Here is a 24,276-nt window from a genome sequence, read left to right on the forward strand (position 1 = left end):
CGAACCCCAAAGCCACCGAAACGCTGGCCGGGATGGTTTTCTCGTATATCATCCCGCCTGATAATCGGAAGGCCAAATTGCGGAGAAGTGCATGGGGGAGGTGCTGGAGCTTGATTGCGTCGTCATTGGCGGCGGCGTGGTGGGGCTGGCAATCGCGCGCGAATTAGCAATCTCCGGGCGTGAAGTCGTGCTGCTCGAAGCCGAGCCGATGACCGGCAGCATCACCTCGGCCCGCAACAGCGAGGTCATCCATGCCGGACTTTATTACCCGACAGGCAGCCTGAAGGCCGAACTCTGCGTACCCGGAAAACGAAAGCTCTACGACTATTGCAAGGAGCGCTACATCCCGCACCGGCGCTGCGGCAAGCTGGTCGTCGCCTCCGACGAAAGGGAGGTCGCCTATCTCGAAAAGCTGCTGAAACAGGCCGAAGCGAATGACGTGAACGATTGTTATCTGATCGACGGTACCGAACTTGCCCGGCTGGAGCCGCAGATAAAGGGTTTCGCGGCCCTCGTTTCTCCCTCGACCGGCATCATCGACAGTCACCGCCTGATGGAAACCTATATCGCCGACATAGAGGCACATGGCGGCGCGATCGTACAGAGTTCGCCCGTTCTGCGTGGTGCGCTCCTGGCGGATACACTCCGGCTTTCGGTGGGCGGCCGCGATCCGGTGGAGATCGAGGCAAGTCTGGCGGTGAATGCCGCCGGCCTCAACGCTTGGACGATTTCCGAAAACATCGCAGGCCTCGACCCGGCGACGATACCCGGGCGTCACTACGCCAAGGGTTGTTATTTCTCGCTTGCCGGCCGCGCCCCGGCCAGCCGCCTGATCTATCCGGTGCCGGAACCGGGCGGCCTCGGTGTCCACCTGACGCTCGATCTCGCGGGCCAGCCGCGTTTCGGCCCGGATGTCGAATGGGTGGAGACGATCGACTATGATGTCGACCCGCGCCGGGCGGATAAATTTTACGCCGCGATACGCCGCTATTGGCCGGCCCTGCCGGACGGCGCTCTGCAGCCGGCTTATGCCGGCATGCGGCCCAAGGTCGCCGGGCCGGATGGGGGAGGCGGCGGCGATTTCATCATCCAGGGATATGAAGCGACCGGCCACCCGGCCTATGCCGCGCTCTATGGCATCGAAAGCCCCGGCCTCACCTCATCCATGGCGATTGCGGAGAGAGTGAAAAGCCTGATGCTGGCCTGATGCTGGCCTGATGCTGGATTGAGCTCTGGCCGCATGGCCGTGTTCGACCCGACTATCATTGGGCGCTATCGAAATCAAAAGGCTGCACGCTTGTCCTTCTTCGCCATCCGGGCAAGCAGGTAATCCACCTCCGCCTTTGCCGTGGCCGACAGCATCTGCGACGGCTTGCGCTGGGCATCGGTGGCGATCACACCCCGGCGTTTCAGCACGTGCTTGCGAATGGCAAGGCCGACGCCGAGTTGCTGCTCATAACGGATCAGCGGCAGATGCGTGTCGAACAGGTCATGTGCCTCGTCCCGCTTGCCGTCCGCGAAGAGCTGCACCAGTTCCGTCAGCATGTCCGGGAATCCGTAGCCGGTCATTGCGCCATCGGCGCCGCGTTCCGGCTCGAAGTCGAGGAACAGGCCGCCATTGCCGCAGAGGATCGAGAATGGCCGCAACTCGCCGGCCTTCTGCATGGCCCGCAGCCTCGAAATCTTTTCGAGCCCCGGCCAGTCCTCGTGCTTCAGCATCAGGCAGGACGGATGGTTGGTCATGATCCTGGCGACCACGCCCGGCGACATGACGACCGTCAGCGTCAGAGGATAGTCCTGCAGCACCCAGGGTACGTCCTCGCCGACCGCTTCGACGGCACCGGCAAAGTAATTGACGATCTGGTCGTCGGTGCGCAGCGAAGGCGGCGGCGCGATCATCACGCCGGCGGCGCCCATCTCCATGGATTCGCGTGCCAGCGAGCGCATGCCGGCAAAGCCCGGCGCCGAGACGCCGACGATGACCGGCACCTTTGCACGCGACACCACCCGTTTGACGATCGCCCGGCTTTCCTCCGGCTCCAGCTTCGGGGCTTCGCCCATGATGCCGAGAATGGTGATGCCGGTGCAGCCGCTTTCCTCGTAAAAATCCGTCAGCCGGTCGATCGAGGTGAAATCGATCGAACCGTCTTCGAAGAAAGGCGTGGTGGCGATGGCATAGACACCCTTGGATTCAATATTGAATGTCATTTCTGGCTGTCCTTCCAGGCCTGGTAGCGGGCCTTGGTTTCCGTATTCATGGGATAAAGGCCCGGCAGTGGCACGCCGCGATCGACTTCGGTCATGATCCAGGCTTCCATGCGTTCCTGCTCCGGTGCCTCGGCGAGCACCGCGTCGAGAAGTTTTGCGGGGATCAGGACGGCGCCGTCCTCGTCGACCACGACAATGTCATCGGGGAAGACCGCGACGCCGCCGCAGGCGATCGGCTCCTGCCAGCCGACGAAGGTCAGGCCGGCGACGGAGGGCGGCGCGGCGACGCCGTTGCACCAGACATTCATGCCGGTGCCAAGCACGCCTTCGGCATCGCGCATCACGCCGTCGGTGATGAGTGCGGCGACACCGCGCTTCACCATGCGGGCGCAGAGGATATCGCCGAAAATGCCGGCATCGAGCACGCCCATCGCATCGGCGACCGCGATGCAGCCTTCCGGCATGGCTTCGATGGCGGCACGGGTGGAGATCGGCGAAGCCCAGCTTTCAGGCGTGGCGAGGTCCTCGCGGGCCGGCACGAAACGCAGCGTGAAGGCGGGTCCGACGACGCGGCCCTGGCCCGGTTTGAGCGGCTTGGTGCCGCGCATCCAGACATTCCTGAGCCCCTTCTTCAAAAGCACCGTGGTCAGCGTTGCGGTGGAAACGCCCTTCAGCGTCTCGATGATCTTCGGGTCCAGCGACATGAATGCTCCTTGCGTATCGAGGATGCAGCCCGGGCAGGCGGCGGCGCGATATTCCTGCGGTCGCCCGCGTTCGTCAAGGAAAGTAACGCCCTGCCGATTATTGACTTGACGATGACCCGTTGCCGTATAACGTCTTTCAACATTGGCACATGCAATACCTGGGGAGGATGAACGGTGCTTTTTCCAACGACACTCGTCGGCAGTTACCCGCAACCCGAATGGCTGATCGATCGGGCCAAGCTTGCGGGTCGTTTCCCGCCGCGCGTCCGCGCCCGCGAGCTCTGGCGCATTCCCCAGGAATATCTTGCCGAAGCCCAGAATGACGCCACCATCATGGCGATCAAGGCGCAGGAGGAGGCGGGCCTCGACATCATCACCGATGGTGAAATCCGCCGCGAAAGTTATTCCAATCGGTTTGCCACCGCGCTCGAAGGCGTCGATCTCGACAATCCCGGCACCGCGCTCGACCGCTCCGGCCACCCTAACCCCGTGCCGCGCATCACCGGCAAGATCCGCCGTAAGCATGCGGTGGAGGCCGAGGACGTGAAATTCCTGCGCAGCCACACGGACCGCAAGATCAAGATCACCGTTCCCGGCCCCTTCACCATGTCGCAGCAGGCGCAGAACGATTTCTACAAGTCGGAGGAAGAAGCAGCCTACGACTATGCCGACGCGGTGAATGCCGAAATCCGCGATCTTTTCGCCGCCGGCGCCGATGTGGTGCAGATCGACGAACCCTATATGCAGGCCCGCCCGCAGAAGGCCGAGCAATACGGCCTCAAGGCATTAAACCGCGCGCTGGACGGCATCACCGGCACGACAGCCGTCCACATCTGCTTCGGTTATGCGGCGATCATCCACGAGCGCCCCTCGGGTTATTCGTTCCTGACCCAGCTTTCCGGCTGCTCCTGCCACCAGGTTTCGCTCGAAACCGCGCAGTCGAACCTCGATTGCTCGACGCTGACCGGTCTTTCCGGCAAGACGTTGATGCTCGGCGTCATCGATCTCTCCGACATGAATGTCGAAACGCCGGAAACGGTCGCCGGCCGCATCCGCCGCGCACTCCCTTACGTGGAGGCCAAGAACATTATCGTGGCGCCCGATTGCGGCATGAAATACCTGCCCCGCGAGGTGGCCTTCGGCAAGATGAGAGCCATGGTCGAAGGCGCAAAGATCATGCGCCGGGAACTCGGCGAAACCGCCTGAGGCAGCTTCGGAAGCGTCAGAGGTGCGGGGGCAGGGCCAGCACTTCTGACAGTCGAGTCAGCCCGTCTTTTTTGCCGCAAACGAAACGGCACATGGCGCGGCGTCGGTCGATCGGTTCGGCCGATGTTGCTCGCTTGTGCGGTATTGGCTATTGTCCGCCCGGATGAAACCACATATCGGCCGGTCCTTGCGGTGCCTTGGCCAGAATACGGGATGACGGCTATGGCGACGGCGACTTCCGGCGAAAGCGGCAGCGCGAAATGGGATGGTGCTTCTCCCGGCAATGACGACGAGGACATCATCCCGCGCGACATCCGCTTCGGGATTCTCGACAATCCGACACGGCATTGGCTGGAGGGCGATTTCCACAAGACCGCCCTGATCGACGGACTTTCGATCTTCCTGCCGGAAGGCGAACGTTACTTCATCCGCTCGCTGAAACATTACGCGCCGAAGCTCGAAGACAGGCAGCTGGCGGCGGAAATCAACGGCTATGCGGTGCAGGAGGCATTCCACACCCGCGAACATGTCGATTACAATCGCGCGCTGGCCAAGCTTGGTTATGACGTAGACGCGATGGAGGAGCCGGTACGAAAGACGCTGCACAGCGACAAGATTCCGATTTTCCGGCTGGCCGTCACCTGCGCCATCGAACATCTGACGGCGACGCTCTCGACCGTCACGCTGCGCAATCCGCAACTCCTCGACAATGCGGCGCCTGCCTATCGCCGCCTGTGGATGTGGCACGCGCTGGAGGAACTCGAGCACAAGGCCGTCGCATTGGACGTTTTCGCCTTTGCAACCCGGAACTATTCGAGCTGGCAGCGCTACATGCTGCGTACCATGGCCTTCAACGCTGTCGCCATCAAGTTCCTGATGATCACCCTGCGCAACCTGAAGCTCTTCGCCAGGGTCGACGGTGTCAGGACCGGGCCGAAATTCTGGCTGCGGCTGGTCTGGGTCCTGTTCTTCTCCCCAGGCTACTGGCGCAAGTGCGGGCCGCTCGTGTTGAAATATTACATGCCGGGCTTCAGTCCGCTGAACAAGGACGATCACGACCTGATCCGCAAGGGCCGGGACTGGCTCTACAAGGAGTTCACGGCGCTCAAGGCGCAAACAGCTCCGCCGCAGGCGGGCTGAAGGTTGTCGCGCACATGAGCAGCCGGTTGTTTTCCAGCGTCCTTGACATCGCCACACCCGGAAAATTTCCGCGGGCCCAGAAATGGGTCTGGCGGCGGGTCTACAATCTTCTCTCTCTGTTCTGGAACGATGCCGACTGGCGCTTCATGAACTATGGCTACCTGGCCGAGGGCGAGCCCTTTCCGCTGAAGCCGGAGGACGAGCCGGAGCGCGTCTTCATCGGTCTCTATCAGCAGGCGGTCGCGGGCTTGCCGCTTGAAGGCAGGCTCGTGCTCGAAGTCGGTTCGGGCCGAGGTGGCGGATCGCGCTATATCGCGCGTTATCATGCGCCGGCTTCCGTCACCGGCATGGACTATTCGCCCGAAACCGTGCGTCGCGCCCGCCAGCTCAATGCCGATACGCCGAACCTCACCTTCGAGAACGGCGATGCCGAGGGCATGCCCTTTCCAGACGGCTCTTTCGACATCGTCGTCAACATCGAATCCTCGCATTGTTACGGCGACGTGCCGGCTTTTGCGAAAGAGGTTGCCCGCGTGCTGAAACCCGGCGGCTGGTTCACCTTCGCCGATATGCGCCCGAAGAGCCAGCTCGCCGCCCTCGACGGCCATCTCGGCGCTCCCGGACTGCAACTCATCGAACAACGCGACATCAGTCCCCGCGTCGTCGCGGCCCTCGATGCCGCCGAAGGCCGCAAGAGCGAACGCATCGGCAAGGCCTGGGCCCTCCGCCGCTTCATGAGCGAGTTCTCCGGCTCGAAGGGCTCGATGCTCTACAAGGGCCTGAAGGGCGGCAGCGTGGTTTACGTGGCGCGGCGGTATCTGAAGGCGGAGTAGGAAAAGGCCTTCGCATCAAGCGGTCATTTCTTGGCTGGCAAGCCATCTCTGCTGGGTCATTAGATCGGACGTATTCTCAGCAATTTCATCAAAATTACTGGTACCGCTTACGTGAGATACGGAACAACGCGCCAACAGGGAAGCGCCGCCATTCATCTGCCCGCTTATTGCCTCGCCGGCCCAAGATCCCCGATGATACTTATCGTCCGTCGACTCATCATCGTCAACACTCAACTTTGTGTCAATGGTTTCCAAGGAACATGACCAAAGGATTTTGAAGAAGTTTGGCGCAAGAGTTCGAGCGCTTCGACTAAGCCAGTCTCTGTCGCAAGAGGTGCTTGCCGACCGAGCTGAACTCGACAGGACCTATATTGGAGGCGTCGAGCGAGGTGAACGCAATCTCAGTTTGATCAATATCTTCAAGCTCGCAACGGCTCTGGGCACCTCAATCACAGACCTAATGCGAGGTGTGGAATGAGCGTAGTCAAGAAGCTCAAAGGCGATTTTTCCCAGGAATTTCAGAGACTGGTTTCGGAACCCGTCGAACGAATTGCCAAACAAAAGGATAATCTCAGAAAGAAAGCCAAAGCAGTCAACACGATAGTTGCCGATGCCCGCGCAGTCATTGAGAGTAAGCTGGGCGCAACGAACCTTTCAAAACAAGATGAACTTATTATTCTAGAATATTGCACGACAGTCGCCAATCTTGAGTACAGAAACAAGGTGTGGCCATATGAGTACATGGCCCTATCTCGCCGCATGGGTGAGCTTTGGGAGCGGTTCTGCAAGTCTGCTTGGGAAAACCCAGCGAGGCCTGGCGTGAAAAGGGTAGGCGCGCCGAACTTCACTGAGGTAATGGCGAATATACACCGGCGTGTCGAGCCATCTGTGCCAAAAGGGATCAAAGACGACTTTAACAACCTGATCGGCCTAATCGATCCGATCAATATGCGCGAAGATGAGGTATTTGAACGCGATGGCAAGCTGTGTGTCATCGATTTCAAGAGCGGATTTGGCTCAAACGAGAAGGGGAATACATTACGCCTTCTGGCCGTTGGACGCGCCTACAAGCTCTACGACCCTGAGGTGTCGCTCATGTTTTTGGTTCGCCAAAAACAGAACAACAACTACCTTAACCGAATTCGCTCCTCAAAACTCTGGGAAGTGCATACAGGTGCAGACGCTTACGAAAAGATTGACGAGCTTACGGGTTCTAACATCTCGAAGTTAAGAGGGGAAATGATCGACTTTCAGAACGATCTCACCGGCGAGTTCTGGGGCAGCCTCGGATCTGAAATTGATGAGGTTAGGAAGTACTTCGATTGGTAAGGAGGCCGCTAATCGCATCGTCAATTGCACTTAGGCGCTGTTTTCGATCAGGTAAGGCTAGGATTTTTTGGTACTGCTCGTTTTGAGCGCATGCTTCTGCGTACCCTTCTGGCAGCGGAATGCGAGAGATATAGCGTGCGGAGTTGTTGGCGCTTGGGTTGATCGTCTCTTTCAGTACCCTTGATACGTACGTCGAATTTAAGTAGACCAGCAAAAACGGGAGAAGGTCCTTGCTGCGAGGGAAAACGCCGACCACTCCCTGATCAAAGACTGAGTTTTCCATATACGACGCAGTTAGGCGTCCGCTGGTAACCATCGGCAGAGCAATACCCTCACGGAAGTAGAAACGGGAGTTCTGTAGTCTTGCCTTCTTGTCTGTCCGGTAATGGTGGACTGCTGCATGATCCCATTTGATTGCCCAGAATGTTTGTTCGAACGGCTCGCGGTGTCCCCCACGTATCAGCGGAACATACAATTGCGCCGGAAAGCCGTTTGTCTTCTCGTCTTCCGTCAAGGGAGCGAATCGTACCTGTTCGCTCCAGCTGATGGCATGCCCGTTGGCCCTGCGCTGCAGCCTCATGGGATCAAATCCGAGATAAGCGGTGTTGTCGCCGGTGTATATTCCAGTTCTGCATTCGGCGACATCGCCTAGAGTTGTTGAATGAGCCACCATCGATGCCCGTCTCTTAGTCGGCGGAACCCAGCCGGTAGTTGTATGGGCGGCGAACTCATCTGCATTTTCGAAGTCCCACGAAACGCTTTCTATCTTTGGCAATGCGTTCTCGTTGCGTAGATCTGCCCAATGCACCGTTTGAGCACCCCGCTGGCGGTCACCGGCGATGATGCAAAAACTACCGTACCCAAACTGGACAGTTCCAAAAAGGCGAGACCGAAACAGTATAATATGGGATGGGCTGAAGTGGTTGATAAGAAATCTTCGCAGAGGTAAATGGTTGTTGCTGTTCAAGAAGGTGTCCGGTACAATAAATACGTAACGACCTTTTTCAATTAAACGTTCGAGAGCAAGCTTTATGAACAACCCGTATGATTCCCTGACATAGAAGTCTGGATATCGCGCCTTCAGTAAGCGGCGAAATTCTTTCGAAAATTTTAGCCCATACGGTGGGTTGCTGATAACGGCGTCGTAGCGCTTGAGAGGTGACTGTAGAAATAGGCCCTCTTCCATTGCCAACTCAATGAAGTCGCCGTGAATAAGATTTAGCGGACCGTGATAAAAACCTCTGGTGTGATCGAGTGCTGATGCGTCGATGTCCACTGCATCGATACTGGCAGGATCTCCCATAAAGTGAGCCAGAAAGGCGCCTTGTCCTACCGCAGGTTCCAGTACGCTCTTTCCCTCAACGCTTCCTAGTAGCGATCCCATGAATTCGGCGATGCGACCCCCGTTCGTGTAATGGGCCTGGATGTTGTCATCCGTATACAACGCGTGATTTAGCATAATGCCTCGTGAATGATACTTAAAAGCATCTATTCTAAGCGTGCAGCTGATTTCAAGGTTGGGTGGTAAATTTCAACAGATTTAAGGCCTTTGCTCAGTCCAATGTCTTTGCCAACCTGAGGTTAGTATCATAAAGGCCGGCGGAAGTAGAGCGCGCCATACGGGGACTTGAGGATGTTAGAGGACTGTACAAGGAAATGTCTCGCCCGAATACCCATCTGCGGAAGCCGAGCTCTCAAGTCACTGATCTAGAAGGAAATGGTGCCGCTTACGTGACTCGAACACGTGACCCCATCATTACGAATGATGTGCTCTACCGACTGAGCTAAAGCGGCACGAAGCAGCGAACGGCGCTGGCCGGGCTGCGAGTGATGCGGCTGATACAGGCAATGGCCTGCGATTTCAAGCGGGCTTTTTGTGTCTCCGGCGATTTTCCTTGAGGATGGTTGACGAGCCGGGGATCGCTTTAGAGCGAAAGCCGGCTACGGGCCGAATGATATTCGCTCTCCAGCCGGTCGACGAGTTCGGCGGTGGAAACCACCGCCTTCACGGCGCCGACACCTTGTCCCGCGCCCCAGATTTCCTTCCAGGCTTTCGGCCCGCTGACGGCCTGGTCGAAGTCCATCTTGCTGAGGTCGGCCACCGGCAGGGCTGCCGGGTCCATGCCCATGGCTTCGATCGACCCCTTCAGGTAGTTGCCGTGCACGCCGGTGAAATAGTTCGAATAGACGATGTCGGCGGCGTTCGAATCGACGATCATCTGCTTATAGCCCTCGACGGCACGCGCCTCGTGGGTGGCGATGAAAGGGGTGCCGATATAGGCCATGTCGGCGCCCATCGCTTGGGCCGCCAGGATGCCGCCGCCGGTCCCGATCGCTCCGGCCAGCAGCAGCGGCCCGTCGAACCACTCACGGATTTCCTGCACCAGCGCGAAGGGTGAAAGCATGCCGGCATGCCCGCCGGCACCGGCCGCCACCGCGATCAGCCCGTCTGCGCCCTTGCGGATCGCCGAATTGGCATGCCGGTTGTTGATCACGTCATGCAGCACGACGCCGCCATAGGAGTGGACCGCCGCATTCACTTCCGGAACTGCGCCGAGCGACGAGATGACGATCGGCACCTTGTATTTGACGCACATCATCAGGTCGTGTTCGAGCCGCTTGTTCGAGGTGTGCACGATCTGGTTCACGGCAAAGGGCGCGGCCGGTTTTTCGGGGTTCGCGGCATTGTAGGCGGCAAGCTCCTCGGTGATCATTGCCAGCCATTCGTCGAGCTGGCTTTCCGGCCGCGCATTGAGCGCCGGAAAGGCGCCGACGACACCGGCTTTGCACTGCGCCAGCGTCAGTTGCGGATGGGAAATGATGAAAAGCGGCGACGCGACCACGGGGAGGCGCAGGCCGTCCTTGAGGATTGGTGGAATCATCTTAGGCATAACCCTCCCGATTTACCTTTACGCAAACGTAAGACTGTCTAGCAGATGGCCTGGGACTCGGAAAGCCGCTGAAAGAATATTTACGATCCGCGACGGACGGCGGCCCCGTCGATTGCCGGCGCGATGCGGGAACATATCTTGACCTTATTTTTCCCCAAGGTGCAGGCGAGAGGGGACGCTTGCAGTTCCGCTGCGGAGAGGTTACCGAAACGTAAAAACTCCCGCGGTTGGGAACGAGTAGGAAGAAGGACCGGCAGTGAGCGGTTTGGAAACGGCCATAAGGAACGCGCTGGATCGCTCGGATCGAGCGGACCGGGAGATCAGGGCCCGTATTTATCAGTCGGCGCGGCAGGCGCTGGATGCCGGCCTTCGCAAGCAGGGCGTTTCCGACCGGTTGATCGTCATGCAGCAGCACGAGCGGCTGGAAGTGAAGATCCACGAGATCGAGATGGAGGAAATCCGCCGCCTGTCCGGGCCGCTGCCCGAACCCGAGCCCGCCATCGACCCCGATCCGTCGCTTCCTGAGGACATGTCGACCATGCCCGTCGAGCCTCCCATGGTGGAGGTGCAGTCAGAGCAAATGGTGCCCGCACGCGAGATGCCGGTGGAAGGCGAGGCTCGGTCCGGCGTATCTCCGGCCCCCTCGGTGATGCCTGCCGCTTCCGGCGCCCCGCGTCCGGCCGATGACTTCGGGGATTTTGCGGTCACCCGCGCCGAAAGCGTGGAGGCCCAGCCGCAGCTACAGAAAACGAGGGGCGGCAAACCGGCCAGGGCGCCCAAGCTGTCCAAGGCCGCGAAGACGAGAAGAGGGCAGGAGCGGACGTCATCCTCCGACACAATGCTCGACGGTCCGCCGGAGCGCGCTGCCAAGCCGCGCCGTCGCCGCAGCTTTCTTTCGCATCTTCTGACATGGTTCGTCACGCTTGCCGTCGTCGGCGGTGCCTGCTGGTGGTTCTACCAGTCCGGCATGGTGCAGTCCTTTATCGAGGAAGCGATGAAGGCCGCCGACCAGGAAGGGGGCAGCACCCAGGCCGGCGGCCAGGGCAGGATCGCTTTCGATCCGCGCCGCGGTTTCTCCGACGACTGGATGGAGATTTTCGTACCCTCGAAAGTGGCCGAACTGAAGCCCGGCGCCCAGGCGCGTGTCGATGCGGTCGCGGCATCGGAAGGGCAGGCGGTGCGCATCGTCTCCGCCGTGCCCGGCGAGGGTGGAGACGTGGCGGTCGACGTGCCCGTCGAAGTGCTGAGAGAAATGGCCGGCAAGAGTTCGACGGTGGCGCTGACGCTGCAATCGGGCGAAGACCGTTCCGCGCAGCTTTCGGTGCGCTGTGATTTCGGAAGCCTCGGCAGTTGCAGCCGGCATCGGTTCACAGCCACGCAGGAAAAGCTGGAGGCGCTCTTCCGGGTAAGCTTCGAGCGGTCGCTGGTGCCGAACCGGCCGGGACGGCTGATCTTCAACAGCGGCATAGAGGGCGCCGATCGGCCGGTCCTGCTTTATTCGGTCCGCATCCTGCCCGGTCAGTAAGGGTGAAATCCTATTTCAGGAATTTCGGCCCGAAGCCGAGGATCCTGTCGTCGATCTCGCCGATGGCATCCTTGTCCTTGCCTTCGTAATCGAGCGTCAGAAGGATGTGGCGGATCACGTTAAGCCGGGCGCGGCGCTTGTCGTTCGCCCGCACGATCGCCCAGGGCGTCTCCTTCTTGTGGGTCTTCTCGAACATCAGGTCGCGCTTTTCCGTATAGTCGTCCCACTTGTTGAGTGCGGCGATATCCATGGGCGAGAGTTTCCAGATCTTCAGCGGATCGTGCCGCCGGTCGTGGAATCGCTTCAGCTGCATCTCGCGGCCGATATCCAGCCAGAACTTGAAGAAGATGATGCCCTCGTCGGAGATCGTATCCTCGAAGCGCGGCACCGCCTTCAGGAAATCCCTGTATTGTTCGGGCGTGCAGAAGCCCATGACCGGCTCGACGCCTGCCCGGTTGTACCAGGAACGGTCGAACAGCACGATTTCGCCGGATGTCGGGAAGTGTTCGATATAGCGTTGAAAATACCACTGCCCGGCTTCGGTCTCCGTCGGCTTGTTGAGTGCCACGATCCGCGCCGAGCGGGGATTGAGATAGGCGTTGATGGAAAAGATCGTGCCGCCCTTGCCGGCCGCATCCCGCCCTTCGAAGAGTGCCATCAGCCGTGTGCCGGTCGCCTTCAGCCAGAATTGCACCTTGACGAGCTCGATCTGCAGCTTCTCGAGCTGTTTTTCGAACTTCTCCTTATTCAGCTTGTCGTCATAGGGGTAGCCGCCGGAACCCAGCGCATGCTCCTCGATCCAGCCCGGCAGTTCGGGATCGTCTATGTCGAACCGCCGCAGCTTGCCGTTGATGTCGAGGTTGACTGCTCTGCTTTCCTGGGCATCCGTCATGGTCTTCCTTTCGTCGATCCGCGGGGGCGATCCTTATATTTACCGCGCCTGCCGATTTTCGCTACCGACCTGCCCCAGTTTTTAAGCTATTCCACGGAGGCCGATGCATATCTGTCATGCAAGGGATATATGAGCGCGTGTTCAACCTGTGAAAGCTGCGAGTCGGATCGTGGAGTCGGTATTGGAGAAATGGCGTCGGGCCCTGGCCGAGATACCTCGGAGAGCCCGTCAGGAGCGGCCCTTGCTGCTGCTTCTCACGCTGCTGGCGTCCCTTGCATTGCTGGCCGGCATGGATTGGCCGGGCGTTCTGATCGGCTGGCTGCTTCTGGTTCTGGTCGTCGTCGGGCGCAGGCCCGTTCCGGTTCCCGCCGTCGAGCCGGAAGTCATTGAGGAGGAGCCGGCTTTCGATCCGCTTCCCCAGGTGGCGGCGACCCTCGGCGCGCTGGATATTCCCGCCTTCGTCCTCGGGAGCGATGCCACGGTTCTGTTTCAGAACAAGGCGGGGGAAAAAGCCTTCGGCGCGCTGCCTGCGGGCTCGCATCTTTCCGCAAGACTGCGCTCTCCCGGCATTCTCGACATGGTGCGTGAAACCATCGCGACCGACGAACCGAACCAGATCGAACATTCCGAGCGCCTGCCTTCCGAGCGGGTCTATACGCTCCGTGTTGCGCCGATCGATCTCGGTCAGCCGCCGCGTCGGGTTGCGGAGGGCGAGGCGCAGAAATTCTATCTCCTGTCCTTCCGCGATATCTCGGAATTGCGCCGCATCGACCGCATGCGCTCCGATTTCGTCGCCAACGCCAGCCATGAGTTGCGCACGCCGCTCGCCTCGCTCAGGGGCTTCATCGAGACGTTGCAGGGGCCGGCGCGCTCCGATCCTGCCGCGCAGGAACGCTTCCTCGGCATCATGTTCGACCAGGCGACCCGCATGAGCCGTCTTGTCGACGACCTCATGTCGCTGTCGCGTCTCGAACTCAAATCCCATATCGCGCCCGATCAGACGGTCGATCTGCGTCCCCTGATCGGCCACGTCCGGGATTCGCTCGTGCCGCTTGCCGATGATCTCGGCGTCGAGATCCGCACTCACCTGCCCGAAGGCAAGGTGGAGGTGCTTGGCGATCGGGACGAGCTGGTTCAGGTCTTCGAAAACCTCATCGAGAACGCCTGCAAATACGGTCAGGAGGGCAAGGTCGTCGACGTTTACCTCAAGAACGGTACCGCCGAACCCGTGGAGGTCAGCATCGTGGACCAGGGGCCGGGCATCCCTGCCGAGCACGTTCCTAGGCTGACCGAGCGCTTTTATCGGGTCAGCGTTGCCGACAGCCGTTCAAAGAAAGGGACGGGTCTGGGCCTTGCCATCGTCAAGCACATTCTGACCCGCCACCGCGCTCGCCTGATCGTGAAGTCCGAAGTCGGCAAGGGAAGCGAGTTTACCGTAAGGTTTTGACATATAAGACCGGTGATGCAAGGCCGTGCATAAATTTTTTCATTATAAATCAATGACTTGATTTGTCATAAATTTTTCATCGAACTGACATAAAAGGGACGGGCTATAGCCGCTAAGACAAGCGGGCCGAGCGTCGGCGAGAGCGAGAGCCGACGACGTCCGCATTCACACAAGCCCATGACGGGAGATTCCTCATGAACATTTTCAAACTCTCTGCAGCCGCTTTGGTGGCCTCCGTAGCGTTTGCCGGCGCCGCCGCCGCACGCGATCAGGTCCAGGTTGCCGGTTCGTCCACCGTTCTTCCCTATGCGAAGATCGTTGCTGAAGCTTTCGGTGAAGCTTTCCCGAAGTTCAAGACCCCGGTTGTTGAGTCGGGCGGCACGGGCGCTGGCCTCAAGGAATTCTGCAAGGGCGTCGGCGAAGCCACGATCGACGTTGCCAACGCTTCGCGTCCGATCAACAAGTCTGAAGCCGAAGCCTGCAAGGCCGCCGGCGTCAACGACATCATGGAAATCCGCATCGGTTACGACGGTATCGTTTTCGCCACCGACTCGTCGAACGGCGACATGAAGCTTGAGCCCAAGGATCTCTACAAGGCTCTCGCTGCCAAGGTCGTCGTTGACGGCAAGCTCGTCGACAACCCGTACAAGAACTGGTCGGAAATCAATCCGACCCTGCCGAAGGGTCCGATCGCTGCCTACATCCCGGGCGAAAAGCACGGCACCCGCGAAGTCTTCGAACTCAACGTTCTCGACGCCGGCTGCAAGGACTCGGGCGCCAAGGACGTCATCGCCAAGGAAATCGCTGAAAAGCCTGCCCAGGCCAAGGCTTGCGTCGCTGTTCGCAAGGACGGCGCTGCGGTCGACATCGACGGCGACTACACCGAAACCCTCGCTCGTATCGCTGCCAACAAGACCGGCGTCGGCGTATTCGGCCTCGCCTTCTTCGAAAACAACATGGACAAGCTGAAGGTCGCCACCATGCGCGGCATCAAGCCGACCTCGGCGACGATCGCTGACGGCACCTATCCGGTTTCCCGTCCGCTGTTCTTCTACGTCAAGAAGGCTCATCTGGGCGTTGTTCCGGGCCTCAAGGAATATGTCGAGTTCTTCACCTCCGACGAAATGGTAGGCCCGGACTCCCCGCTCGTAGAATACGGCCTGGTTGCCGCTCCGGACGCGCAGCGCGAAAAGGTCCGCAAGGACTTCGCTGCCGGCAAGACCATGTAATCAATCCTGAGGATCGGCGCTGCTCCAGGGCGGCGCCGGTCTTCCTTCGGTCGGATCAGGGGTTCCGGCTGGGAACGCAGGCTCTGATGCGGTGATTGTTGCGCGTTGCGCGACGGCGAATGCGATCGGTTTCGATGAGCGGAACTGGGCGGTGAAGGTGCCGCCGAAGGCGGTAGCCGGGGGATTGTGATGAATACATCATTGATATTGTTGATTTTGGCGTTCGTCGGGTTGGTTGGCTACTTTGCCGGCGGCCGTCATGCCATGGCGCTGGTCGGGGGGCTGTCGTCGAAGCTTCATTCGCGGCCTGGCTATTACGGTTCCTTCGTGGCCATATGGGCCATCGTTCCGGCCGTGGTCATTCTTTTCGTATGGCTTGTTGCAAGTCCGATTTACATAAGTTCATCGATCCGCGGCGCGTTCCCCGAGGACGTGAAAGCTCAATCGGAAGCCGAACAGGGTCTTGCCTATGGCATGATCTCCTCGATCGCGCGCGGCATGAACGCCCTGACGAACGAAGAAATCGAGCGTATCGGCAGCAATCCGGTCGATCTTCGTGCGGCGCTCGCCACCAAGGGTGTGCCGCTTGCCGGTGATCCGAAGCCTTACATGGTCAAGGCCGCGGGCGACCTGAACGTCATGACCGACATCAGCCGCATCACCATGACGATCGTCGTGCTCGCGGCTTCCCTCGCCGGCGCGTTTCTCGCCTATCGCCAGATCGCGCCGCGCTTCCGCGCCCGCAATCGGGTGGAAAAGGCCATCCTGGTCAGCCTGGTCGTCGCCTCTTCGATCGCCATCCTGACGACCGTCGGCATCGTGTTGTCGATGTTGACCGAGGCAACCCACTTCTTCACGCACATTCCCGCCTGGGAGTTCTTCTTCGGCACCGTTTGGGATCCGCGCTTCGCCGCTGCCGGCTCGGGTGGCTCGGAAGGCCAGTTCGGCCTCATCCCGCTGCTGCTCGGCACGCTCTATATCGGTTTCGTGGCGATGCTCTTCGCCGTGCCGATCGGCCTTTTTTCGGCCATCTACATGTCGGAATACGCCTCTCCCAAGGTTCGCTCCGTCGCAAAACCTTTGCTCGAAGTCCTGGCCGGCATCCCGACCATCGTCTACGGCTTCTTCGCGCTCACGACGGTCGGTCCGTTCCTGCGTGACCTCTCCTCGCAGCTCAACGGTCTCGTCACCGGCAACTATTCCAACTTCATCCAGGCGCAGAGCGTTCTGACGGCCGGTTTCGTCATGGGCATCATGCTGATCCCCTACGTTTCCTCGCTGTCGGACGATATCATCACCGCCGTTCCGCGCGCCCTGCGGGACGGTTCGCTCGGCCTCGGCGCCACCCGTTCGGAAACCATCAAGAAAGTCGTCCTGCCGGCCGCTCTGCCGGGCATCGTCGGCGCTCTCCTGATGACCGCATCCCGCGCCGTCGGCGAAACCATGATCGTCGTGCTCGCGGCCGGTGTTGCTGCCCGCATGCAGATCAACCCGTTTGAACCGATGACCACCGTGACGGTCAAGATCGTCAACCAGCTGACCGGCGACCTTGAGTTCACCTCGCCGCAGACCCTGGTTGCCTTTGCCCTCGGCATCACGCTGTTCGTCATCACGCTTTGCCTCAACATCTACGCGCTCTACATCGTGCGCAAATATCGGGAGCAGTACGAATGACCGATGTGGTTTCTCCCGTCGCCGGCATCTCCAAGCCCAAGGCCGCCCGTCGCGATATCGGTATCAAGCGCCGCTATGCCGCCGAACGCCGCTTCCGGGCCTATGGCATTGCCGCCCTTGCCTTCGGCATCATCTTCCTGATGGTCCTGCTCTGGTCCGTCGTCTCGAAGGGCTATACCGCCTTCCAGCAGACGATGATCACCATGCCGGTCGAGTTCTCGCAGCAGGTCATTGATCCACAGAACGAGCGGGCCGCCAATCCGCAGAAGTTGATGACCGCCAATTATCCGATCGTCGCCCGCAATGCGCTGGCGAAGGTCCTCGGCGTCGGCGCCGACGACCGCGTCGGCTTGCGCTCCGTGGGGCAGATGCTGTCGGACGGCGTCCGTGTCCAGCTACGTGACATGGTCGTGGCCAATCCTGCGATCATCGGTACGACGCAGACCGTCACCCTGCTGGCATCCGGCGACATCGACTCCGCCTTCAAGGGCCAGATCGACCTGAACGTTGCCCAAGAGAACCGCAAGGTCAACGACCAGCAGATCAAGTGGATGACCCAGCTCGCCGATAGCGGCGCGCTTGCCAAGCATTTCAACGGCGGCATCTTCGTCAACGGCGCATCGAGCCGCCCGGAAGCCGCAGGCGTCGGTGTCGCCCTGATCGGCTCCTTCTATATGATGCTGATCGTGCTCGTGCTTGCGCTGCCGATCGGCGTCGCCGCCTCGATCTACCTCGAAGAGTTCGCGCCGAAGAACAGGTTTACCGACCTGATCGAGGTGAACATCAACAATCTCGCGGCGGTTCCTTCGATCGTCTACGGCCTTCTCGGTCTCGCCGTCTTCGTCAACTTCATGGGCATGCCGCGCTCCGCGTCCTTCGTGGGCGGTCTTGTGCTGACCCTGATGACCCTTCCGACGATCATCATCGCGACACGTGCGGCGCTGAAGGCCGTGCCGCCGTCGATCCGCGCCGCGGCCCTCGGCCTCGGGGCATCCAAGATGCAGGCGATCTTCCACCACGTCCTGCCGCTCGCCATGCCGGGCATTCTCACCGGCACGATCATCGGTCTCGCCCACGCACTCGGCGAAACCGCGCCGCTGCTCCTCATCGGCATGGTGGCCTTCGTCGCCAACTATCCGACTACGCCGCTCGACCCGTCGACGGCCCTGCCGGTGCAGATCTACATGTGGGCGAATGAGGCGGAACGCGCCTTCGTGGAACGCACCTCGGGAGCGATCATCATCCTGCTCCTGTTCCTCATCCTAATGAATGTTGGCGCAATTCTCTTGCGGCGCCGCTTCGAGCGGCGTTGGTAGAAGGAGGAAGACTCAGATGAACATGATGTCAGAAGCAGCAGTTGAAAAGGCGCTGGACCAGAAGATGAGTGAAGTTTCCTACAAGATGATCGGCAAGGACGTGTCGGTCTATTACGGCGAGAAGCGCGCGCTTTTCGACGTGAACCTCAATGTCCGCGAAAACACCGTCACGGCGCTCATCGGTCCCTCCGGTTGCGGCAAGTCCACCTTCCTGCGGACGCTGAACCGCATGAACGACACGATCGAGAACTGCCGCGTCACCGGCAAGATCACGCTCGATACGGACGATATCTACGATGCGAATATCGACGTCGTCGAATTGCGCGCCCGCGTCGGCATGGTCTTCCAGAAGCCGAACCCGTTCCCGAAGTCGATCTACGAGAACATCTCCTACGGTCCGCGTATCCATGGTCTCGCCCGTAACAAGGCCGACATGGACCAGATCGTCGAGGCGAGCCTGCAGCGTGCCGGCCTCTGGACCGAAGTCAAGGACCGTCTGCATGAATCCGGCACCGGCCTCTCCGGCGGTCAGCAGCAGCGTCTGTGCATCGCACGCGCCGTCGCTGTTTCGCCGGAAGTCATTCTGATGGACGAGCCCTGCTCAGCGCTCGATCCGATCGCGACCGCCAAGGTCGAGGAACTCATCCATGAGTTGCGCGCCAACTACACGATCGTCATCGTGACGCATTCGATGCAGCAGGCTGCTCGCGTTTCGCAGCGCACCGCGATGTTCCATCTCGGCAATCTGGTCGAGGAAAACGATACCGACAAGATGTTCACCAATCCCGACGACCAGCGCACCCAGGACTACATCATGGGTCGTTTCGGCTGATTTCCAGCCGACTGAGCCGCCTGACATCAATTTTGAGGACCAGAAGATGGCATCGACCCATATCCTTTCGGCCTACGACGACGAACTGAAATATCTGAGCCGCCGCATTTCTGAAATGGGCGGCCTCGCCGAGCAGATGTGCTCGGATGCGGTGCGCGCACTCGTCAATGCAGACTCCGCGCTTGCCCAGAAAGTGATCTCCGACGACGTGATCCTCGACCACGCCGAGCGCGAGATCGGCGACAAGGCGATCGTCACGATCGCCCGCCGCCAGCCGGTTGCGACCGATCTTCGCGAAATCGTCGGCTCGCTGCGCATCGCCTCCGACCTGGAGCGCGTCGGCGACCTTGGCAAGAACACTGCCAAGCGCGTCATAGCGGTCCAGGGCACCGGCGTTCCGCGCAAGCTGGCCCGCGGCCTCGAACATCTCTCCGACCTGGCATTGGTGCAGTTGAAAGACGTGCTTGACGTCTATGCGACGCGCTCGGCCGAGAAGGCGGAAGCGATCCGCAGCCGCGACGAGGAAATCGACGCGATGTACACCTCGTTGTTCCGCGAACTCCTGACCTACATGATGGAAGATCCGCGCAACATTACCACCTGCACGCATCTTCTGTTCTGCGCCAAGAACATCGAGCGCATCGGCGACCACGCCACCAACATCGCCGAGACGATCTACTACATGACGACCGGCGCCCAGCCGGAAGGCGATCGTCCAAAGGATGACTCGTCCAATACCCTCGGTGCGATCACCGAATAAAGATGGAATGCTGACGGAGCAGAGCCGAAATGCTGCCTAAAATCGCGGTGGTGGAGGACGAGGAAGCGCTGAGCGTGCTTCTTCGCTACAATCTCGAAGCTGAAGGTTATGAGGTCGAGACGATCCTGCGGGGGGATGAAGCCGAAATCCGGCTTCAGGAACGGACGCCGGATCTCCTGATACTCGACTGGATGCTGCCTGGCGTTTCCGGCATCGAACTCTGCCGCCGGCTGCGCATGCGCCCGGAAACGGAACGCCTGCCGATCATCATGCTGACGGCCCGCGGCGAGGAGAGCGAACGCGTTCGCGGCCTCGCCACCGGCGCCGACGATTACGTGGTGAAGCCATTCTCGACGCCGGAGCTGATGGCCCGTGTCAAGGCGATGCTCCGCCGTGCCCGGCCGGAAGTGCTCTCCAGCGTGCTGCGTTGCGGCGATATCGAACTCGACCGCGAGACCCATCGCGTTCATCGCAAGAGCCGCGAGGTCCGCCTCGGGCCGACGGAGTTTCGTCTTCTGGAATTCCTGATGGCCTCTCCGGGCCGCGTCTTCTCGCGTTCGCAACTCCTGGACGGCGTCTGGGGCCACGACATCTATGTTGATGAACGCACCGTCGACGTGCATGTCGGCCGACTCCGCAAGGCGTTGAATTTCTCGAACATGCAGGATGTCATCCGCACCGTCCGCGGCGCGGGTTATTCGATGGAATCCTGACGATCGGATGCCGCGCGGTTCTGTCGCGCGGTCCCCTCATTTCTACGCATTGAACGGGACCGTTTTTCCAATAGGCTGCTTTCGGAACGCACGGAGGCGCAGCCGTGAATGTCTTGATTATCGATGGCCACCCCGATGAGGGGCGGCTTCTCAGCCACCTTCTCGATCACTATGAGGGCGCACTGACGGGTGCCGTGGCCGTCACCCGTTTCGCGGTTCGCGATCTTTCCTTCGACCCCGTCCTGCATCGAGGATATTCTGCCGATCAGCCCTGGGAGCCCGACATCGAGCGAGTGGCGGAGGCGATCGATGCCTGCGACCATCTGGTGGTCGGTTTTCCGCTGTGGTGGGGTGCCGAGCCGGCGGCCTTGAAGGGGCTCATGGACAGGCTCCTGCTGCCGGGTTTCAGTTTCCGGTATCATCGCGAAGACGTTTTCTGGGATCGCCTGCTCGCCGGCCGCTCGGCCGATGTCATTATCACCATGGATACCCCGCCGTGGTATCTCAGGTGGATTTATGGCGATCCCGTCATCCGTCGCCTGAAACATCAGGTGCTCGGCTTCTGCGGCTTCAAACCGCTGCGGTTCCTGAAGCTCGGCGTCACCCGCCGGGGTGGGGCCGCTCGCCAGCTCGACGCCTGGCGGCGCGAAGTCGCGCGGGCAGCCATCTCTGCGGGAGGACTGAAGCGGGGCAGCAAACGGATCACGCTGACCGGGCGGCAGCATTTTGCCGATGCGATCCGGGAACGGCAATCATAGGAGGGCGGGCTATTTCGCCTCCGCCTGCCGCCATTCCGGCAGCGGGAAGAGCCTGTCGTAGGCCCAATTGAAGACGAAAGCATAGACCACGTAGAAAAGCGCGAAGGCCACGTCCATCAACAGTGCTTCCCAGAGGCTGATGCCAAGATACCAGGCGACGAACGGCAGAAGCACGATGAGCAGTCCGAATTCGAACAGGATGGCATGCGCGACGCGGATTGCCGGGTTTTTCCGCGTTCCTCCGGTCAGCCGCCGCATCAGATGGTCGAAGGCGAGATTGTAGAGATAGTTCCACCCCGTCGCGATCGTCGCGCCGCCGATGGCGATGACACCGATGTCGAAGATCGGCTTGCCAAACAGAAGCGCACCAGCCGATGTGACGATTAAAAGGGCGATGAGTTCGAAGCTGAGGGCGTGACGAATACGGTCGCCTGTCGAGCGCATGGGGTAACCCCTATGGGTTGTTCCGGGTCGTCCCGGAGTTTTGGCCCAATACGGGGGAGGTCGTCCTCGCGAGGCCTTGAAATAGGTGATCCGGACGCGGGGAGCAAGGGCCATGGGGGCACGGCAGCAATGCCCATGGAGAAGGCCGAGCCCCTTCGGCAAAAAAAGCGGGCCTGGGCCCGCTTTCGGTCTTATCCTCGTGAAATTCCGTCCGCTCAGGCGCGGACGGCGACCTTGCGACGGTCGTGGACCGGCTGGTACGCAAGCCGCGCATGGTAGCTGCAATAGGGGGACGAATCCGGGGACTCGCAGCCGCAGAAGTGGAAATCTTCCTTCAGCGGATCGCCGACCGGCCATTTGCAGGTGCGCTCGGTCAGCTCCGTCAGCGTCAGGCGGCGGGAGATCGGCACCACCACGTTGGAAGCCGGACGATATTCCACTTCCTGATAGGCTTCGACTTCGACCTCTTCCTTGACCATTGTCGCACCGACGGCGCGGGCGACGGTCCGGGTCGTTACCCGCGACGCATAGTTCGGGGCACGCGGCGCCGAGGTGGTCCGCTTGGCCGCCGCCGACCGGCCGGTCGCCACGGTGCCGCCGGCCTTTGCCCGGCCGGGCAGGCTAAGGCGATGCACCTTGCCAATCACAGCATTGCGGCTCACGCCTCCAAGTTGTGCAGCGATCTGGCTGGCGCTCAGGCCCTCCGACCACAATCGCTTGAGTTTTTCGACACGCTCGTCTGTCCAGTTCATGCCCGTTCTCCGCCTTTGAACGTTGCTGGCATGCAGAATCCTTCCACCTTTGCTGCGAATTCATTCCGCAGCACCCACTACATCTATGATTTAGGTGACTAGTTCCGCCGCATGCGTTCTAGTAATTGATCGTTAACCTAGTGTGAGGCTGACTCCGTGGCAAGAGTCGGAAGAATCTGCTGGAATCGATTTCGTGGTTTTCCCCAACTTGCTGTCCGGGAGAGTCATTTTTGTCACAGATGCGGGTGCTTGCCTGCTTCTCGGCCAAAATGCCGAGATTTGTTGACATTCCGGGCCTGAACCCCGATAGTGCCCCCGCCGCCCAGTGGGCGGCATTTTTGATTTTTTCGGGCCGGTTCTGCCGGCTTTCATGAGTTGCCTGAAGGAGTGATGTCGCCATGGCTGAAACCGCGCTTTTCGACACTTTCGCCCGGGCTCCGCTGCGCTTCGAACGCGGTGAGGGCGTATGGCTCGTGACGGAAAGCGGCGAGCGATATCTCGATTTCGGTTCGGGCGTCGCCGTCAATTCGCTGGGCCACGCCCATCCTCATCTCGTCGAGGCGTTGAAGGCGCAGGCCGAGAAGGTCTGGCACACGTCGAACCTTTATGAAGTTCCGGGTCAGGAAAAGCTCTCCCGTCGCCTCGCCGACAGTTCTTTCGCGGATAAGGTGTTCTTTACCAATTCCGGCGCCGAGGCGCTGGAATGCGCCATCAAGACGGCCCGGCGCTACCAGTATGTGAAGGGCCATCCGGAGCGCTTCCACATCATCACCTTCGAAGGCGCCTTCCATGGCCGCACGCTTGCGACGATCGCTGCCGGCGGCCAGGCGAAATATCTCGAAGGTTTCGGTCCCAAGGTCGAAGGCTTCGACCAGGTGCCGTTCGGTGACCTGGAGGCGCTGAAGGCTGCGATCACCGAAAAGACGGCGGCGATCCTGATCGAGCCGATCCAGGGCGAGGGCGGCATCCGACCGGTTCCGAAGGAATTTCTGCAGACGCTGCGCAAGCTCTGCGATGACGACGGCCTGCTCCTGATCTTTGACGAAGTCCAGTGCGGCATGGGCCGGACGGGCAAGCTCTTCGCTTATGAACTGGCGGGTGTCGCTCCGGACATCATGGCGCTCGCCAAGGGTATCGGTGGTGGCTACCCGCTCGGCGCCTGCCTGGCGACGGCCGATGCTGCGTCCGGCATGACCGCCGGCACCCATGGCACGACCTATGGCGGCAACCCGCTCGGCATGGCCGTCGGCAACGCCGTCCTCGACGTCATGCTGGCCGATGGCTTCCTGGAAAACGTCCGGAATGTGTCGCTGATCTTCCGCCAAGGGCTGGCCAGCCTCAAGGACCGGTTTCCGAATATCATCGAGGAGATCCGGGGTGATGGCCTGCTGCTCGGCATCAAGGCCAAGATTCCCGCCGGCGATCTGGTCGCCGCCATGCGTGCGGAACATATGCTGGGCGTTCCGGCGGGCGACAATGTCGTGCGCCTCCTGCCGCCGCTGACGGTCACCGTGGAGGAGGCGCGAGAAGGGCTCTCTCGCCTTGAGAAGGCGGCGGAAAAGCTCTCCGCTTCCGAATTGAAGAAATCGGCCTGAGGGGCAGGAAGAGGGCGCCATTGATGGT

At 60.5% G+C, this 24,276-nt stretch carries 23 protein-coding genes and 1 tRNA gene; 16 read left to right on the plus strand and 8 right to left on the minus strand.

Translation table 11 applies throughout. The features are described from left to right. Window positions 1-91 precede the first annotated feature (91 nt). Window positions 92-1,207 (plus strand): NAD(P)/FAD-dependent oxidoreductase, encoded by a 1,116-nt coding sequence (locus DMO26_RS25970; RefSeq protein ID WP_205421264.1) that lies wholly within the window; start codon window positions 92-94, stop codon window positions 1,205-1,207. A gap of 74 nt (window positions 1,208-1,281) precedes the next feature. Here the strand turns inward: DMO26_RS25970 and DMO26_RS25975 are convergent, their stop codons facing one another. Beyond that, entirely contained in the window at window positions 1,282-2,208 is a 927-nt protein-coding gene (locus DMO26_RS25975) for a dihydrodipicolinate synthase family protein (protein WP_117195237.1), read from the minus strand. Then, window positions 2,205-2,912 carry a ribonuclease activity regulator RraA gene (locus DMO26_RS25980; RefSeq protein ID WP_117195238.1) on the minus strand — a complete coding sequence of 236 codons (708 nt, stop codon included), beginning with the start codon at window positions 2,910-2,912 and terminating at the stop codon, window positions 2,205-2,207. The genes DMO26_RS25975 and DMO26_RS25980 overlap by 4 nt, the downstream gene beginning before the upstream one ends. Window positions 2,913-3,086: 174 nt before the next feature. Here DMO26_RS25980 and DMO26_RS25985 point away from each other — a divergent pair, with 174 nt between their 5' ends. From DMO26_RS25985 to DMO26_RS26005, 5 genes are all read left to right on the plus strand, one after another. Next, entirely contained in the window at window positions 3,087-4,118 is a 1,032-nt protein-coding gene (locus tag DMO26_RS25985) for a uroporphyrinogen decarboxylase family protein (protein ID WP_117195239.1), read from the plus strand. Window positions 4,119-4,340: 222 nt separating this feature from the next. Then, window positions 4,341-5,258, plus strand: coding sequence for a metal-dependent hydrolase (locus DMO26_RS25990; RefSeq protein ID WP_162895062.1), 918 nt, complete (start codon window positions 4,341-4,343; stop codon window positions 5,256-5,258). 14 nt (window positions 5,259-5,272) lie between these two features. After that, window positions 5,273-6,091, plus strand: coding sequence for a class I SAM-dependent methyltransferase (locus DMO26_RS25995; RefSeq protein ID WP_117195241.1), 819 nt, complete (start codon window positions 5,273-5,275; stop codon window positions 6,089-6,091). A 244-nt stretch (window positions 6,092-6,335) separates the two neighbouring features. Further along, a complete protein-coding gene (locus DMO26_RS26000; RefSeq protein ID WP_117195242.1) occupies window positions 6,336-6,569 on the plus strand; it encodes a helix-turn-helix domain-containing protein in 234 nt (77 codons plus the stop codon). After that, window positions 6,566-7,420 (plus strand): hypothetical protein, encoded by an 855-nt coding sequence (locus DMO26_RS26005; protein WP_117195243.1) that lies wholly within the window; start codon window positions 6,566-6,568, stop codon window positions 7,418-7,420. Before DMO26_RS26000 ends, DMO26_RS26005 begins: the two co-directional genes overlap by 4 nt. Here DMO26_RS26005 and DMO26_RS26010 read toward each other — a convergent pair. The 3 genes from DMO26_RS26010 to DMO26_RS26020 all read right to left on the minus strand — a co-directional run bounded on the left by DMO26_RS26010 (window position 7,398) and on the right by DMO26_RS26020 (window position 10,302). After that, a complete protein-coding gene (locus DMO26_RS26010; protein ID WP_117195244.1) occupies window positions 7,398-8,879 on the minus strand; it encodes an Eco57I restriction-modification methylase domain-containing protein in 1,482 nt (493 codons plus the stop codon). The genes DMO26_RS26005 and DMO26_RS26010 overlap by 23 nt on opposite strands. Window positions 8,880-9,138: 259 nt before the next feature. Next, window positions 9,139-9,214: transfer RNA gene (locus DMO26_RS26015), tRNA-Thr, on the minus strand. A gap of 131 nt (window positions 9,215-9,345) precedes the next feature. Continuing rightward, window positions 9,346-10,302 (minus strand): NAD(P)H-dependent flavin oxidoreductase, encoded by a 957-nt coding sequence (locus DMO26_RS26020; RefSeq protein ID WP_117195245.1) that lies wholly within the window; start codon window positions 10,300-10,302, stop codon window positions 9,346-9,348. A gap of 265 nt (window positions 10,303-10,567) precedes the next feature. Between DMO26_RS26020 and DMO26_RS26025 the strand changes: the two genes are divergently transcribed. Next, on the plus strand, window positions 10,568-11,836 hold the full coding sequence (locus DMO26_RS26025) for a hypothetical protein (protein ID WP_162895063.1): 1,269 nt from the start codon (window positions 10,568-10,570) through the stop codon (window positions 11,834-11,836). A 10-nt stretch (window positions 11,837-11,846) separates the two neighbouring features. On the opposite strand, the gene ppk2 is transcribed toward DMO26_RS26025, so the two are convergent. Beyond that, on the minus strand, window positions 11,847-12,728 hold the full coding sequence (gene ppk2, locus DMO26_RS26030; RefSeq protein ID WP_117195247.1) for a polyphosphate kinase 2: 882 nt from the start codon (window positions 12,726-12,728) through the stop codon (window positions 11,847-11,849). Between the two features lie 211 nt (window positions 12,729-12,939). On the opposite strand from ppk2, the gene phoR reads away from it, so the two are divergent. The 8 genes from phoR to DMO26_RS26070 all read left to right on the plus strand — a co-directional run bounded on the left by phoR (window position 12,940) and on the right by DMO26_RS26070 (window position 21,457). After that, on the plus strand, window positions 12,940-14,175 hold the full coding sequence (phoR, locus tag DMO26_RS26035) for a phosphate regulon sensor histidine kinase PhoR (protein ID WP_226951427.1): 1,236 nt from the start codon (window positions 12,940-12,942) through the stop codon (window positions 14,173-14,175). Between the two features lie 194 nt (window positions 14,176-14,369). Then, complete coding sequence (locus tag DMO26_RS26040) at window positions 14,370-15,404, plus strand: substrate-binding domain-containing protein (RefSeq protein ID WP_117195248.1); 1,035 nt, start codon at window positions 14,370-14,372, stop codon at window positions 15,402-15,404. A gap of 189 nt (window positions 15,405-15,593) precedes the next feature. Continuing rightward, window positions 15,594-17,078 carry a phosphate ABC transporter permease subunit PstC gene (gene pstC / locus DMO26_RS26045; protein WP_117195249.1) on the plus strand — a complete coding sequence of 495 codons (1,485 nt, stop codon included), beginning with the start codon at window positions 15,594-15,596 and terminating at the stop codon, window positions 17,076-17,078. Further along, complete coding sequence (gene pstA, locus DMO26_RS26050) at window positions 17,075-18,394, plus strand: phosphate ABC transporter permease PstA (protein ID WP_117195250.1); 1,320 nt, start codon at window positions 17,075-17,077, stop codon at window positions 18,392-18,394. Before pstC ends, pstA begins: the two co-directional genes overlap by 4 nt. A gap of 16 nt (window positions 18,395-18,410) precedes the next feature. Further along, window positions 18,411-19,226 carry a phosphate ABC transporter ATP-binding protein PstB gene (gene pstB, locus DMO26_RS26055; protein ID WP_117195251.1) on the plus strand — a complete coding sequence of 272 codons (816 nt, stop codon included), beginning with the start codon at window positions 18,411-18,413 and terminating at the stop codon, window positions 19,224-19,226. A 46-nt stretch (window positions 19,227-19,272) separates the two neighbouring features. Further along, complete coding sequence (gene phoU, locus DMO26_RS26060; protein WP_117195252.1) at window positions 19,273-19,986, plus strand: phosphate signaling complex protein PhoU; 714 nt, start codon at window positions 19,273-19,275, stop codon at window positions 19,984-19,986. Window positions 19,987-20,015: 29 nt separating this feature from the next. Next, entirely contained in the window at window positions 20,016-20,699 is a 684-nt protein-coding gene (phoB, locus tag DMO26_RS26065; RefSeq protein ID WP_113125638.1) for a phosphate regulon transcriptional regulator PhoB, read from the plus strand. Window positions 20,700-20,803: 104 nt separating this feature from the next. Next, entirely contained in the window at window positions 20,804-21,457 is a 654-nt protein-coding gene (locus DMO26_RS26070; protein WP_117195253.1) for an NAD(P)H-dependent oxidoreductase, read from the plus strand. A gap of 9 nt (window positions 21,458-21,466) precedes the next feature. Here DMO26_RS26070 and DMO26_RS26075 read toward each other — a convergent pair whose 3' ends face one another. After that, window positions 21,467-21,901, minus strand: coding sequence for a PACE efflux transporter (locus DMO26_RS26075; protein ID WP_117195254.1), 435 nt, complete (start codon window positions 21,899-21,901; stop codon window positions 21,467-21,469). A 215-nt stretch (window positions 21,902-22,116) separates the two neighbouring features. Beyond that, window positions 22,117-22,653, minus strand: a complete 537-nt coding sequence (locus DMO26_RS26080) for a GcrA family cell cycle regulator (protein ID WP_117195255.1) — start codon at window positions 22,651-22,653, stop codon at window positions 22,117-22,119. A gap of 398 nt (window positions 22,654-23,051) precedes the next feature. Here DMO26_RS26080 and DMO26_RS26085 point away from each other — a divergent pair, with 398 nt between their 5' ends. Further along, on the plus strand, window positions 23,052-24,248 hold the full coding sequence (locus DMO26_RS26085; RefSeq protein WP_117195256.1) for an aspartate aminotransferase family protein: 1,197 nt from the start codon (window positions 23,052-23,054) through the stop codon (window positions 24,246-24,248). Window positions 24,249-24,276: the final 28 nt, after the last annotated feature.

The organism is Rhizobium terrae, from assembly GCF_003425685.1.
In the GTDB taxonomy this organism is placed as follows: domain Bacteria; phylum Pseudomonadota; class Alphaproteobacteria; order Rhizobiales; family Rhizobiaceae; genus Neorhizobium; species Neorhizobium terrae.

Excerpts from the sequence above, each read along its gene's own strand:
- DMO26_RS26040 (WP_117195248.1), top strand. The coding sequence starts at position 14,370 with ATGAACATTTTCAAACTCTCTGCAGCCGCTTTGGTGGCCTCCGTAGCG.
- pstA (WP_117195250.1), top strand. The coding sequence starts at position 17,075 with ATGACCGATGTGGTTTCTCCCGTCGCCGGCATCTCCAAGCCCAAGGCC.
- DMO26_RS26010 (WP_117195244.1), bottom strand. The coding sequence starts at position 8,879 with ATGCTAAATCACGCGTTGTATACGGATGACAACATCCAGGCCCATTAC.
- DMO26_RS25970 (WP_205421264.1), top strand. The coding sequence starts at position 92 with ATGGGGGAGGTGCTGGAGCTTGATTGCGTCGTCATTGGCGGCGGCGTG.
- DMO26_RS25980 (WP_117195238.1), bottom strand. The coding sequence starts at position 2,912 with ATGTCGCTGGACCCGAAGATCATCGAGACGCTGAAGGGCGTTTCCACC.
- ppk2 (WP_117195247.1), bottom strand. The coding sequence starts at position 12,728 with ATGACGGATGCCCAGGAAAGCAGAGCAGTCAACCTCGACATCAACGGC.
- DMO26_RS26085 (WP_117195256.1), top strand. The coding sequence starts at position 23,052 with ATGGCTGAAACCGCGCTTTTCGACACTTTCGCCCGGGCTCCGCTGCGC.
- DMO26_RS26005 (WP_117195243.1), top strand. The coding sequence starts at position 6,566 with ATGAGCGTAGTCAAGAAGCTCAAAGGCGATTTTTCCCAGGAATTTCAG.
- DMO26_RS26020 (WP_117195245.1), bottom strand. The coding sequence starts at position 10,302 with ATGATTCCACCAATCCTCAAGGACGGCCTGCGCCTCCCCGTGGTCGCG.
- phoB (WP_113125638.1), top strand. The coding sequence starts at position 20,016 with ATGCTGCCTAAAATCGCGGTGGTGGAGGACGAGGAAGCGCTGAGCGTG.
- DMO26_RS25995 (WP_117195241.1), top strand. The coding sequence starts at position 5,273 with ATGAGCAGCCGGTTGTTTTCCAGCGTCCTTGACATCGCCACACCCGGA.
- phoU (WP_117195252.1), top strand. The coding sequence starts at position 19,273 with ATGGCATCGACCCATATCCTTTCGGCCTACGACGACGAACTGAAATAT.
- DMO26_RS25990 (WP_162895062.1), top strand. The coding sequence starts at position 4,341 with ATGGCGACGGCGACTTCCGGCGAAAGCGGCAGCGCGAAATGGGATGGT.
- DMO26_RS26075 (WP_117195254.1), bottom strand. The coding sequence starts at position 21,901 with ATGCGCTCGACAGGCGACCGTATTCGTCACGCCCTCAGCTTCGAACTC.
- pstB (WP_117195251.1), top strand. The coding sequence starts at position 18,411 with ATGAACATGATGTCAGAAGCAGCAGTTGAAAAGGCGCTGGACCAGAAG.
- DMO26_RS26080 (WP_117195255.1), bottom strand. The coding sequence starts at position 22,653 with ATGAACTGGACAGACGAGCGTGTCGAAAAACTCAAGCGATTGTGGTCG.
- pstC (WP_117195249.1), top strand. The coding sequence starts at position 15,594 with ATGAATACATCATTGATATTGTTGATTTTGGCGTTCGTCGGGTTGGTT.
- DMO26_RS26000 (WP_117195242.1), top strand. The coding sequence starts at position 6,336 with ATGGTTTCCAAGGAACATGACCAAAGGATTTTGAAGAAGTTTGGCGCA.
- DMO26_RS25975 (WP_117195237.1), bottom strand. The coding sequence starts at position 2,208 with ATGACATTCAATATTGAATCCAAGGGTGTCTATGCCATCGCCACCACG.